We start from the raw sequence: 12,836 nt of genomic DNA, 5'->3' as shown, positions 1-12,836 counted from the left end.
TCAAATCCCAGCTTCGCCCAAGCGCCTCCATAAGCAAAACCCATCCACAAAAGCAGCCCGCAAGCGTCTGAGAAGACGTTTCTTGTGCACGCTTGGGCGAACCGTAAACAACCGGAGAACCCAGTGCTTTTGTCTCTTCAGGGAAATACCCCGCCCGCCATCCTGGCGCTCGCAGACGGCACGGTCTTTATTGGCAATTCGATTGGAGCTGCGGGCTCCACGATCGGCGAGGTGGTGTTCAACACCGCCATGACCGGCTATCAGGAAATCCTCACGGACCCGAGCTATTGCCAGCAGATCGTCACCCTCACTTATCCGCATATCGGCAACTACGGCATCAATGCCGAGGACGTTGAAGCCAGCAAGGTGCATGCCGCCGGCCTGATCATCAAGGACCTGCCGCTGATCGCGTCCAACTTCCGCGCGACCATGACCCTGGCCGAGTACCTGGCCCGGGAAAACATCGTGGCGATTGCCGGGATCGATACCCGGCAATTGACGCGCCACCTGCGCATGCACGGTGCGCAAAATGGCTGCATCCTGGCGCTGGCGCCTGGCGAAACGGTGAGCCAGCCGGCCATCGACAAGGCCCTTGCAACCGCCAAGTCGGCGCCCAGCATGGACGGTCTCGATCTGGCCAAGGTGGTGTCGGTCAAGCACACCTACGAATGGACGCAGACCGAATGGAAGCTCGGCTCGGGCTACGGCGTGCAGATCACGCCAAAATTCCACGTCGTCGCGTTCGACTTCGGCGTGAAGAAAAACATCCTGCGCATGGTGGCCGAGCGCGGCGCGCGCATCACGGTGGTGCCGGCGCAGACTTCAGCGGCCGATGTGCTCAAGCTCAATCCCGACGGCATTTTCCTGGCCAACGGCCCGGGCGATCCGCAGGCCTGCGACTACGCGATTGAAGCGGTGCGCGAACTGATCGAGACCGGCATTCCGACCTTCGGCATCTGCCTGGGCCACCAAATCATGGCGCTGGCCGGCGGGGCCAAAACCTTCAAGATGAAGTTCGGCCACCACGGCGCGAACCATCCGGTGAAGGACCTGGACACCGGCCGCGTCAGCATCACCAGCCAGAACCACGGGTTTGCGGTCGATGAAAAAACCTTGCCAGCCAACCTGCGCCCGACGCACATCAGCCTGTTCGACGGCACGCTGCAGGGACTGGCCCGCACCGACAAGCCGGCGTTCTGCTTCCAGGGCCACCCGGAAGCATCCCCCGGACCCCACGATATTTCCTACCTGTTCGACCGCTTCACGGCGCTGATGGCGCAAAGCCAGGAGAAGAAGAATGCCTAAGCGCCTCGATATCAAATCAGTCCTCATCATCGGCGCCGGCCCGATCATCATCGGCCAGGCCTGCGAGTTCGACTATTCCGGCGTGCAGGCCTGCAAGGCGCTGCGCGAGGAAGGCTACAAGGTCATCCTGATCAACAGCAACCCGGCGACGATCATGACCGACCCGGCGACGGCCGACGTGACCTACATCGAGCCGATCACCTGGCAGACGGTGGAGAAAATCATCGCCAAGGAGCGTCCCGACGCGATCCTGCCAACGATGGGCGGCCAGACCGCGCTCAATTGCGCGCTCGACCTGTGGCGCAACGGCGTGCTGGAGAAGTACAAAGTCGAACTGATCGGCGCCAAGCCCGAAGCCATCGACAAGGCTGAAGACCGTCTGAAGTTCAAGGACGCGATGACAAAGATCGGCTTGGGCTCGGCGCGCTCGGGCATTGCGCACAGCATGGACGAGGCCTGGACCGTGCAGAAGACGCTGGGTTTCCCGACCGTGATCCGCCCCAGCTTCACGCTGGGCGGCACCGGCGGCGGCATTGCCTACAACCCGGAAGAGTTCGAGGAAATCTGCAAGCGCGGCCTCGAAGCCTCCCCGACCAACGAGCTCTTGATTGAAGAATCGCTGCTCGGCTGGAAAGAGTACGAGATGGAAGTGGTGCGCGACACGGCGGACAACTGCATCATCGTCTGCTCGATTGAAAACCTGGACCCGATGGGCGTGCATACCGGCGACTCGATCACCGTGGCGCCAGCCCAGACGCTCTCCGACAAGGAATACCAGATCCTGCGCAATGCGTCCCTGGCGGTACTGCGCGAAATCGGCGTCGATACCGGTGGTTCGAACGTGCAGTTCTCCATCAATCCCGATGATGGCCGCATGGTCGTGATCGAGATGAATCCGCGCGTGTCGCGTTCGTCGGCACTGGCGTCCAAGGCCACCGGTTTCCCGATTGCCAAGGTCGCGGCCAAGCTGGCGGTGGGCTACACGCTGGACGAGTTGCGCAACGAGATCACCGGTGGCGCGACGCCGGCGAGCTTCGAGCCCAGCATCGACTACGTGGTCACCAAGATTCCACGCTTTGCGTTCGAGAAATTCCCGACCGCCGATTCCCGCCTGACGACGCAGATGAAGTCGGTCGGCGAGGTCATGGCCATGGGGCGGACTTTCCAGGAATCGTTCCAGAAAGCCCTGCGCGGCCTCGAAGTCGGCGTGGACGGCATGAACGAGAAAACCCAGGACCGCGAAGTGCTGGAGAAGGAACTCGGCGCGCCGGGTCCGGACCGCATCTGGTATGTGGGCGATGCGTTTGCCATGGGCCTGTCCGTCGATGAAGTCTTCGAGCTGACGAAAATCGACCGCTGGTTTCTGGTGCAGATCGAGCAGATCGTCAAGATCGAACTGGAGCTGGAAACCACGACGCTGGACAAGATAGATGCGCCCACGCTGCGCGCGCTCAAGCAAAAAGGTTTCTCGGATCGCCGCCTGGCGCGCCAGCTGAAAACCACCGACACCGCCATTCGCCAGAAGCGCATCGAACTGAATGTGCGCCCGGTCTACAAGCGCGTCGATACCTGCGCCGCCGAGTTCGAGACCAACACCGCCTACCTGTATTCGACCTACGAGGCCGAAGGCAGCGAATGCGAAGCGTTGCCGACCGACAAGAAGAAGATCATGGTGCTGGGCGGCGGACCCAACCGTATCGGCCAGGGCATCGAGTTCGACTACTGCTGCGTGCATGCCGCGATGGCGATGCGAGAGGACGGCTACGAGACCATCATGGTCAACTGCAATCCCGAGACGGTCTCGACCGACTACGACACGTCCGACCGCCTGTATTTCGAGCCGCTGACGCTCGAAGACGTGCTGGAAATCGTCGACAAGGAAAAGCCCTTCGGCGTGATCGTCCAGTATGGCGGCCAGACGCCCTTGAAGCTGGCGCTGGATTTAGAGGCCAACGGCGTTCCCATCATCGGCACCTCGCCCGACATGATCGACGCGGCCGAAGACCGCGAGCGTTTCCAGAAGCTGCTGCACGCGCTGGCGCTGCGCCAGCCGCCCAATGCCACGGCGCGCACCGAGCCCGAAGCGCTGGAAAAAGCCGCCGCGTTGGGCTACCCGCTGGTGGTGCGCCCGAGCTACGTGCTGGGCGGCCGCGCCATGGAAATCGTCCATGAGCAGCGCGACCTGGAGCGCTACATGCGCGAAGCCGTCAAGGTCAGCCATGACTCGCCGGTGCTGCTCGACCGCTTTTTGAACGATGCCATCGAATGCGACGTGGACTGCATCCGCGACTCAAAAGGCAAGACCTTCATCGGCGGCGTGATGGAGCACATCGAGCAGGCCGGCGTTCACAGCGGCGACTCGGCGTGTTCGCTGCCGCCGTATTCGCTGAGCGCCCAAACCATTGTCGAGATCAAGCGCCAGACCGCCGCCATGGCCGAAGCACTGAACGTGGTCGGCCTGATGAATGTGCAGTTCGCGATTCAGCATATCGATGGCCTGGATGTCATCTACGTATTGGAAGTCAATCCACGCGCCTCCCGCACCGTGCCTTTCGTGAGCAAGGCGACCGGCGTCCAGCTGGCCAAGGTGGCGGCGCGCTGCATGGTCGGCCAGTCGCTGGCGTCGCAAGGCGTTGTCAAGGAAGTCACGCCGCCTTACTTCAGCGTCAAGGAAGCGGTCTTTCCTTTCGTCAAGTTCCCCGGCGTGGACACCATCCTCGGCCCCGAGATGAAGTCTACCGGCGAGGTGATGGGCGTGGGCAAGACCTTTGGCGAGGCCTTCGTGAAGTCGCAGATCGGCGCCGGCACCAAGCTGCCGACCTCCGGAAAAGTCTTCCTGACCGTCAAGAACAATGACAAGGCGCGCGCGGTGGACGTGGCGCGGGCGCTGGTCGAGCTGAAGTTCGAACTGCTGGCCACCAAGGGCACGGCGGCGGCCATCACGGCGGCAGGCATTGCCTGCAAGGTGGTCAACAAGGTCACCGAAGGGCGGCCGCATGTCGTGGACATGATCAAGAACAACGAGGTTGCGCTGGTCATCAACACCGTGGAAGAGCGCCGCAATGCGATTGCCGATTCGCGGCAGATCCGCACCTCGGCGCTGCTGGCCCGGGTGACGACCTTCACCACCATCGCCGGCGCCGAAGCGGCGGTCGAAGGCATGAAGTACCTGGACAACCTGAGCGTGTATTCGATCCAGGAACTGCATGCCCAGCTGGCCGCGCAGGCGGCTTGATTGATCAGGTGAAACACCGGGTTGACCTTGCCGAACATGCATTAAACTAAAACGTCAAGACGATCAAACATGCCGCTGCCAGGTGACTGGTGGCGGTTTCGCATTTTGCAGGACCAAAAAATGACCACCTTACCCATCACCAAGCGCGGCGCGGAAAAGCTCAAAGCCGAATTGCACAACCTCAAGACGGTTCAGCGCCCCTGGGTCATCAATGCGATTTCCGAGGCCCGGGCCCAGGGCGACCTGAGCGAAAACGCCGAATACGAAGTCGCCAAGGACCGCCAGGGCTTCATCGAAGGACGCATCCAGGAGGTCGAAGGCAAGCTGTCGGCCGCCCAGATCATCGATCCGACCACTTTCGAGCCGGGAACCCGCGTGGTGTTCGGCTCGACCGTGAAGCTTGAAGATGAAACCACGGGCGAGAGCGTGACCTACCAGATCGTCGGCGAGGACGAGGCCGACATCAAGCTCGGCCTGGTCAACATCGGCTCGCCGATTGCCAGAGCCCTGATCGGCAAGGACGAGGGCGACAGCGCCGAAGTGCAGGCACCCGGCGGCATCCGCCGCTACGAGATCGTGACCGTCAGCTACCTTTGATGCGCGCGCCGGTGCGCCAGCGGATCGGGCTGCTGGCGGCGGCCCTGTGGTGGGGCAGCTTGACCGCCCTGGGTTTTGTCGTGGTGCCGATGCTGTTCATGCACCTGGGCAGTCCGGCGGCGGCGGGCGCCATGGCTGCCAAACTCTTTGCCGCGCAGACCTGGATCAGCACCGGTTGCGTCCTGCTGATGCTCATGGTTTTTAACCAAAAAGACGGTGTTGCGCAATCTGGGACTGCACAGGCAGCTATGAAATTCATAGTTGCCGGAATGCTGCTGGCCTTGCTGGTCGAATTTGGCGTGGCGCCGCGCATTGTCAGCGCCCGCGCTGACGGCGGCAACCTGCGGCTCTGGCATGGGCTGGGCAGCGCGATGCTGCTGGGCCAGTGGCTGTGCGCCGGATTCACGCTCTGGCGCCTGAGCGCCCGCCCGGAGCGGTAGCCGTCAACGGCGGCGCCGCCTGAGCCCGCTGCGCGCTTCAACCGCGTTCCGCCGCTTCCAGCGTGTTGACCAGCAGCATGGTGATGGTCATCGGGCCGACGCCGCCCGGCACCGGCGTGAGGTAGCCGGCGACTTCCTTCACCCCGTCAAAGTCCACATCGCCGCAGAGCTTGCCTTCGCCGGGCTCGCCTTCAGGAATGCGGTTCATGCCGACGTCGATCACCACCGCGCCGGGCTTGACCATGTCGGCCGTCAACACGTTGCGCTTGCCGACTGCCGCCACGATCACGTCGGCCTGCAGCGTCATCGCCTTGAGGTCTTTTGTGGCGCTGTGGCAAATGGTGACGGTGGCGTTTTTCTGCAGCAGCATCAGCGCCATCGGCTTGCCGACGATGTTGCTGCGGCCGATCACCACGGCGTGCTTGCCGCGCAGGTCGTAGCCAATGCTTTCCAGCATCTTCATGCAGCCGTAGGGCGTGCAGGGCCAGAAGCCCGGCTGGCCGACCATCAGCGCGCCGGCGCTGCCGACGTGAAAGCCGTCCACGTCCTTGTCCGGTGAAATCGCCTCGATGACCTTTTGGGCGTCGATATGCGGCGGCAGCGGCAACTGCACCAGGATGCCGTGGATCGCAGGATCCTTGTTCAGCGCCTCGACGCGCGCCAGCAGTTCGGCTTCGCTCATCTCGGCCGGGTAGCGCTCCAGCACCGAATGCAGGCCGTTGTCTTCACAGGCCTTGACCTTGTTGCGCACATACACCTGGCTGGCCGCGCTGTCGCCGACCAGCACCACGGCCAGTCCGGGCGTGATGCCGCGGGCGCGGAGAAGCATGGCGCGCTGGGCGACTTCGGTGCGCAGTTGGCGTGAAAGGGCGTTGCCATCGATGAGCTGGGCGGTCATGTTGTTTGAATATTCAAGTAAAAACGCCCGTCAGCGCATATGCCACGGGCGTTAGGTGCTATTAAAAACGGAGTTGCTGGTGGGTCTCAAGCCTTGGGCGCGGTCGAGCCCAAAGCGATTTTCAGCAGGTCCGCAACGGTATTGGCATTGAGCTTTTCCATGATGTTGGCGCGGTGCGCCTCGACTGTCTTGATGCTGATGCCCAGGTCGTCGGCAATCTGCTTGTTCAGGCGGCCGGCGACGATGCGGTCCAGGACCTGCGCCTCGCGCGAGGTCAGCTTGGCCAGCAGCGCGTCGCGGCTGGCCGACTGCTGGTGGTCGTTGAAGGCTTCTTTGGCCTGCTCCAGCATGCGTTCCACCAGGTCGACCAGCGCGTTTTCCTGGAAAGGCTTCTGGATGAAATCCATCGCGCCTTTTTTCATCGTGTCCACCGCCATCGGCACGTCGCCGTGCCCGGTGATGAAGACAATCGGCAGCGGCGACTTGCGTTCCAGCAAGCGGTCCTGCAACTCCAGCCCGCTCATGCCGCTCATGCGGATATCCACGATCAGGCAAGCCACTTCGCGCGCATCGTAGCGGCTCAGGAATGTTTCCGCCGAGTCGAAACACCGCACCCGGTAGTCCTTGCCTTCAAGCAGCCATTGCAGCGAATCGCGCACGCCTTCGTCGTCATCCACGACATAGACCGTGCCTTTTTTGGGTATCAAACTCATGCCTTGCTTTCTTCGTAAACTGGAATGGAAATGGTGGAGTTTTTCTAGGAACTGTTCGCGGCTCAGGCGGCAATGGTATCGGTGGCAGGCGCTGCCGGTGATGTCAATGGTATTACCGGAATCCAGAAGGTGAACCGGCAGCCGACGACGTCGTCGCCATTGTAGAGGTTGACCGCCTCCAGTCTGCCGTGGTGGGACTCGACAATGCTGCGGCACAGTTTCAGGCCAATGCCCATGCCTTCGGCCTTGGTCGAATAGAAGGCTTCAAAAAGGCGTTCCATCACCTCGGGCGACAGGCCCTGGCCGGAATCGAGCACCGAGAATTCCACCACGCTCTGGCCGTCGATCTGCTTCGGGATGACCTGCAACTCGACATTGCGCTGGGCCGTGGGCCGGTGCGACTGGGCAATCGATTCGGCCGCATTCTTCATCAGGTTGATCAGCACCTGCTCGATCAAAATCCGGTCCACCATCAGGTCGGGCAGGCGGGCGGCAATGTGGTGGGTAAGCCGCACATGATGGCGCCGAAGCTCGATTTCGGCCAGTTCCATGGCATTGCTGACCAGCGTTGCCACCTCCGCCGCCGAGCGGTTGGGTTCGCTGCGTTTGACGAAGGCGCGGATGCGCTGGATGATCTGCCCGGCGCGCCAGGCCTGCTTGGCGGTTTTCTCCAGCGCCACCAGCAGGTCGTCGTTGCTGATCTGGTTGGCCTTGATGCGCGACACCATGCCGTTGCAGTAGTTGTTGATGGCCGTCAGCGGCTGGTTCAGTTCGTGGGCCACGCTTGATGCCATCTCTCCCATGGTGATCAGGCGGCTGGCATTTTGCGCGCGTTCGTTTTGCTGCGCGGCCTGCTCCTCGGCATGGCGGCGCGGCGTGATGTCGGTGGCAATCACCATCTGCGCCAGCCGGCCATCGACCCAGGTCAGGTAGCGTGAACGCACTTCCAGCCATTTGCCCAGTTCGGGAACGAAGATCTCGGCATTGGCCGTTTGCGCATCGGTCAGGGAGTCGGTCGGAAAACCGGCCATGCCGTCCACCGCATCCAGGGCATCGCCCGACGGTTTGACGGTGGGCACACCGACCTGCGCCACCAGGTTCAGATGGCTTGACGCCTGGCCGCCAAACCAGGAACGGTACAGCCGGTTGGCAAACAGCAGCTCGCTGCTGCCCATCGGCGCCACGGAAACGGCGGCGTCCAGTCCCTCAAGGACCGTGGTGAAGCGTTCGTAGGACGCGGTGAGTTCTTCCCGGATGCGCTTGGGTTCGGTGATGTCGGTCATCGACGTCATCCAGCCGGTCTGCTGGCCGTGCGGGTCAATCAGCGGCGACACATACAGGCGTGCGTCAAAGGTGTTGCCGTTCTTGCGCTTGACGCGCACTTCAAAACCGCCGGCCGGCGTCCGGCCGTGCAGTTCGTCGTCAAGCCGGCCCATCAGGGTGGTGATTTCCGACTCGGGCCAATGCGGGAATGGCGCGGTGCAGCCGACGAGCTCGTCTTCGTTCAATCCGGTCATCTGGCAAAAAGCCGGGTTGACATAGGTGATGCGGCCCTGTAGGTCGAGCGCGCGCATGCCCGTCAGCATCGAGTTTTCCATCGCGCGCCGGAAATGGGTTTCGGTCTGCAGCGCTTCCTGCGCCTGGACCCGGCGCCGGGTATGGCGCCAGTTGCCGATCAGCATCCACACGGTCAGGGCGCTGAGCGCGCTGACCAGCCAGAAAAAGCCGCTGCCGACAACGCCCTGCGAGGCGCGGTAGCCTTCGGCCCGGATCAACAGGCCATTGCCCACGGGCGACACCGGAATTTCGTACTTGGCCGCGTCTTCGGTCCAGGGCAGGAGCCGCGCCGCGCCGTCGCGGGCCGGCGGCAGGTTGCCGGCCAGTACCGTTTCCTTGTCGTCCACCAGGGCAACGGCATACTTGGCCGTGATTTCGGTCGGAATGCCAAAGCGCAGCAGCCCGTCCACCGAATACTCGCCCATGATCACGCCGGCAAACTTTCCCTGCTCGTCCAGCGGAACCTGAAGCTGCAGGCTCGCGGCGTTGGAACGCCGCGTGTCCTGCACGAACAGCGGCCGCGAATACACCGGCTGGCGCAGGTCGCGTGCCAGTTCGTAAGTGCCGTCGGTTTCGCCTAGCTTGAGCTGCTCGCCGACTGTGCGCGACCCGATGGAGTTCGCACTCGGCGAAACATACGAAGCCTTGATGCGCCGCCGGTTGTCGATCCAGCTGACGGCCATCAATTCCGGATTCTGGTTGACCAGGGCTTCGGCCTGAATCACGAATTCTTCGGCGTCGATCTCGTTATTGGAGACGTCCCGGCCGATTCGCATCAGTTGCTCCTGCCGTTCCAGCAGCCGCAGCCGAAGGCGTTGCTGGGCATATTCGACATCGCGGGTGACGGCCTGCTGTTCGCGGTCTATTTCTTCAATGCGCAGGTAGGCGAAGGCGGCGATCACGGCCGCCAGAAAAAGAATGACGGCAAACAGCGGCCCCAGTGCAATGAAGCGGTCCTGGCGCGACGGGGACTGCTTGCGCCACCAACGCCGCCACAGCGCCATGGACGCGGGGCTGGCCGTGGCGTCGGAGGTGGGGGAAAGCGGAAACTGGGACATGGGAAAAACTGACCATCTTAGATGAAGTAGAGCCGCATGACAGAGTCGGGTGCGAATTCATAAGTTCAATGTAAGGTGGGCATGCATCATTTCTGGTATTTTCTATTTTTTCATAATATAAAATCAATACGCACAATTTGAAATTAATAAATAATTGTGAGAAACTAGGAACTTAAACCTAAATTCGGTTTAAAACACGTCCTAGACGCGGCCCAGACAGGCTGAACGACGCCTTGCATGGGTTCAAAGTAACAAGCGAAAAAATTTTTCCAGGAGACAAAATGGCAGCCAACCCAGACGAGACCCAGCCGACCGGAATTCCCCCAGCGGGTGCTTCCCTTGAGTCCATACAGGACAAAGACACGCAGGAGACGCGCGAGTGGATGGATGCGCTGTCCGCCGTCATTGCCAACAACGGCCCCGAGCGCGCCCACTTTCTGCTTGAGCAACTGATGGAGCATGCCCGCCAGAACAGCATCGACATGCCTTTCTCGGCCACCACTGGTTATGTCAACACCATCGAGACCGACCAGGAAGAGCGCTCGCCCGGCAACCTGCTGATCGAGCAGCGCCTGCGCGCCTACATGCGCTGGAACGCCATGATCATGGTGGTCAAGGCCAACCGGCTGCATCCGGCTGACGGCGGCGACCTGGGCGGCCACATCGGCTCGTTTGCCTCGCTCGCCAGCCTGTTTGGCGCCGGCTTCAACCATTTCTGGCATGCCGAGAGCGAAAACCACGGCGGCGACTGCCTCTATATCCAGGGCCATGTGTCGCCCGGCGTGTATGCCCGCGCCTACCTTGAAGGCCGGCTGAGCGAGGAGCAGCTGCTCAATTTCCGCCAGGAAGTCGATGGCAAGGGGCTGTCGAGCTATCCGCATCCCAAGCTGATGCCCAATTTCTGGCAGTTCCCCACGGTGTCGATGGGCCTGGGCCCGCTGATGGCGATCTACCAGGCGCGTTTCCTCAAATACCTGCATGCGCGCGGCATTGCCAACACTGAAAACCGCAAGGTCTGGGTGTTCTGCGGCGACGGTGAAATGGACGAGGTCGAATCGCTAGGCGCCATCGGCCTGGCCGCGCGAGAAAAGCTCGACAACCTGGTGTTCGTCATCAACTGCAACCTGCAGCGGCTCGACGGCCCGGTGCGCGGCAACAGCAAGATCATCCAGGAACTCGAAGGCGAATTCCGCGGCGCCGGCTGGAACGTCATCAAGCTGATCTGGGGCTCTGGCTGGGACCCGCTGCTGGCCCGCGACACGGAAGGCGCGCTGCGCAAGATCATGATGGAATGCAACGACGGCGATTACCAGTCGTTCAAGGCAAACGACGGCGCCTATGTGCGCAAGCATTTCTTCGGCCGCGACCCGCGCACGCTGGAAATGGTGGCCAAGATGAGCGACGACGACATCTGGAAGCTGACCCGTGGCGGGCATGACTCGCAAAAGGTCTATGCCGCCTTCCATTCGGCCGTCAACCACACCGGCCAGCCGAGCGTGCTCCTGATCAAGACCGTCAAGGGTTTTGGCATGGGCAAGATCGGCGAGGGCAAGAACAATGTCCACCAGACCAAAAAGCTAGGCGACGAGGACATCAAGACCTTCCGCGACCGTTTCAACATTCCGATTCCCGACAGCCAGCTGGCCGAGCTGCCGTTTTACAAGCCGGCCGACGACACGCCTGAAATGCAGTATTTGCACGAACGCCGCAAGGCGCTGGGCGGCTACCTGCCGCACCGCCGCGCCAAGGCCGACGAGCACTTCACCGTGCCGGCCATCGAAACCTTCAAGGCGGTGATGGAGCCGACCGCCGAAGGCCGCGAAATCTCGACCACCCAGGCCTATGTGCGCTTCCTGACGCAGTTGCTGCGTGACCAGGCACTGGGTCCGCGCGTCGTGCCCATCCTGGTCGATGAAGCCCGCACCTTCGGCATGGAAGGCCTGTTCCGCCAGATCGGCATCTACAACCCTGCCGGCCAGCAATACACCCCGGTCGATAAAGACCAGGTGATGTACTACAAGGAAGACAAGAAGGGCCAGATCCTGCAGGAAGGCATCAACGAGGCCGGCGGCATGAGCAGCTGGATCGCGGCGGCGACGTCGTACAGCACCAACAACCGCATCATGGTGCCGTTTTATGTTTATTACTCGATGTTCGGTTTCCAGCGCATTGGCGACCTGGCCTGGGCGGCGGGCGACATGCAGGCACGGGGCTTCCTGCTCGGCGGCACCTCGGGCCGCACCACGCTGAACGGCGAAGGCCTGCAGCATGAAGACGGTCACAGCCACATCCTGGCCGGCACGATTCCGAACTGCATCAGCTACGACCCCACCTACGCGCACGAAGTCGGTGTCATCCTGCACCACGGCCTCAAGCGCATGGTCGAGCGGCAGGAAAACGTGTACTTCTACATCACGCTGCTGAACGAGAACTACGCCATGCCCGGCCTCAAGCCCGGCACCGAAGAGCAGATCATCAAGGGCATGTACCTGTGCAAGGAAGGCCCCCAGCTGGCGCCGACCGTGCAACTGCTCGGCTCGGGCACCATCCTGCGCGAATCGATTGCGGCGCAGGAACTGCTGGAAAAAGAGTGGGGCGTGTCTGCCAACGTCTGGAGCTGCCCGAGTTTTAACGAACTGGCACGCGACGGCCAGAACACCGAACGCTGGAACCTGCTGCACCCGCTGGAGACGCCGCGCACCTCGTTTGTCGAGGACCAGTTGCAGGCCCATGCCGGCCCGGTGATCGCTTCGACCGACTACATGAAGGCCTATGCCGAACAGATCCGCTCCTACATTCCCAAGGGCCGCACCTACAAGGTGCTGGGCACCGACGGTTTTGGCCGCAGCGATTTCCGCAGCAAGCTGCGCGAGCACTTCGAGATCAACCGCCACTACATCGTCGTGGCGGCCCTGAAGGCGCTCAGCGAAGAAGGCACGGTGCCGGTCGCCAAGGTGGCCGAAGCCATCCAGAAGTACGGCATCAATGCCGACAAGATCAATCCGCTTTACGCTTGACGTAAAAAATTCAGTC

General features: G+C 62.0%; 8 protein-coding genes. 5 read left to right on the top strand and 3 right to left on the bottom strand.

What is annotated here, in order from left to right; genetic code table 11:
* Positions 1-123: 123 nt before the first annotated feature.
* From carA to EC86_RS0107805, 4 genes are all read left to right on the top strand, one after another.
* Positions 124-1,305, top strand: a complete 1,182-nt coding sequence (gene carA / locus EC86_RS0107820; RefSeq protein WP_029525111.1) for a glutamine-hydrolyzing carbamoyl-phosphate synthase small subunit — start codon at positions 124-126, stop codon at positions 1,303-1,305.
* Positions 1,298-4,540: a carbamoyl-phosphate synthase large subunit gene (carB, locus tag EC86_RS0107815; RefSeq protein ID WP_029525110.1), complete on the top strand. Its 3,243-nt coding sequence runs from the start codon at positions 1,298-1,300 to the stop codon at positions 4,538-4,540. The genes carA and carB overlap by 8 nt, the downstream gene beginning before the upstream one ends.
* Before the next feature lie 120 nt (positions 4,541-4,660).
* The gene (gene greA / locus EC86_RS0107810; protein WP_029525109.1) at positions 4,661-5,137 is read left to right on the top strand and encodes a transcription elongation factor GreA; all 477 of its coding nucleotides are present in this window, start codon (positions 4,661-4,663) and stop codon (positions 5,135-5,137) included.
* Entirely contained in the window at positions 5,137-5,577 is a 441-nt protein-coding gene (locus EC86_RS0107805; RefSeq protein ID WP_029525108.1) for a DUF4149 domain-containing protein, read from the top strand. Before greA ends, EC86_RS0107805 begins: the two co-directional genes overlap by 1 nt.
* A 37-nt stretch (positions 5,578-5,614) precedes the next feature.
* On the opposite strand, the gene folD is transcribed toward EC86_RS0107805, so the two are convergent.
* The 3 genes from folD to EC86_RS0107790 form a co-directional block, all read right to left on the bottom strand.
* Positions 5,615-6,475, bottom strand: coding sequence for a bifunctional methylenetetrahydrofolate dehydrogenase/methenyltetrahydrofolate cyclohydrolase FolD (gene folD / locus EC86_RS0107800; protein ID WP_029525107.1), 861 nt, complete (start codon positions 6,473-6,475; stop codon positions 5,615-5,617).
* 86 nt (positions 6,476-6,561) lie between these two features.
* Entirely contained in the window at positions 6,562-7,188 is a 627-nt protein-coding gene (locus tag EC86_RS0107795; RefSeq protein ID WP_029525106.1) for a response regulator transcription factor, read from the bottom strand.
* A gap of 62 nt (positions 7,189-7,250) precedes the next feature.
* Positions 7,251-9,803 (bottom strand): PAS domain-containing sensor histidine kinase, encoded by a 2,553-nt coding sequence (locus EC86_RS0107790; RefSeq protein WP_029525105.1) that lies wholly within the window; start codon positions 9,801-9,803, stop codon positions 7,251-7,253.
* A gap of 281 nt (positions 9,804-10,084) precedes the next feature.
* Between EC86_RS0107790 and aceE the strand changes: the two genes are divergently transcribed.
* Positions 10,085-12,820 carry a pyruvate dehydrogenase (acetyl-transferring), homodimeric type gene (gene aceE / locus EC86_RS0107785; RefSeq protein WP_029525104.1) on the top strand — a complete coding sequence of 912 codons (2,736 nt, stop codon included), beginning with the start codon at positions 10,085-10,087 and terminating at the stop codon, positions 12,818-12,820.
* Positions 12,821-12,836: the final 16 nt, after the last annotated feature.

Source organism: Polaromonas glacialis (genome assembly GCF_000709345.1).
GTDB classification, from domain to species: Bacteria; Pseudomonadota; Gammaproteobacteria; order Burkholderiales; family Burkholderiaceae_C; genus Polaromonas; species Polaromonas glacialis.
The sequence above is the reverse complement of the archived record's forward strand: the minus strand, read 5'-3'. Positions and strand labels throughout refer to the sequence as shown.

What these genes read in the sequence shown, in the direction of transcription:
- carB (WP_029525110.1), top strand. Translation starts at nt 1,298, where the DNA reads ATGCCTAAGCGCCTCGATATCAAATCAGTCCTCATCATCGGCGCCGGC.
- greA (WP_029525109.1), top strand. Translation starts at nt 4,661, where the DNA reads ATGACCACCTTACCCATCACCAAGCGCGGCGCGGAAAAGCTCAAAGCC.
- EC86_RS0107805 (WP_029525108.1), top strand. Translation starts at nt 5,137, where the DNA reads ATGCGCGCGCCGGTGCGCCAGCGGATCGGGCTGCTGGCGGCGGCCCTG.
- folD (WP_029525107.1), bottom strand. Translation starts at nt 6,475, where the DNA reads ATGACCGCCCAGCTCATCGATGGCAACGCCCTTTCACGCCAACTGCGC.
- EC86_RS0107795 (WP_029525106.1), bottom strand. Translation starts at nt 7,188, where the DNA reads ATGAGTTTGATACCCAAAAAAGGCACGGTCTATGTCGTGGATGACGAC.
- EC86_RS0107790 (WP_029525105.1), bottom strand. Translation starts at nt 9,803, where the DNA reads ATGTCCCAGTTTCCGCTTTCCCCCACCTCCGACGCCACGGCCAGCCCC.
- aceE (WP_029525104.1), top strand. Translation starts at nt 10,085, where the DNA reads ATGGCAGCCAACCCAGACGAGACCCAGCCGACCGGAATTCCCCCAGCG.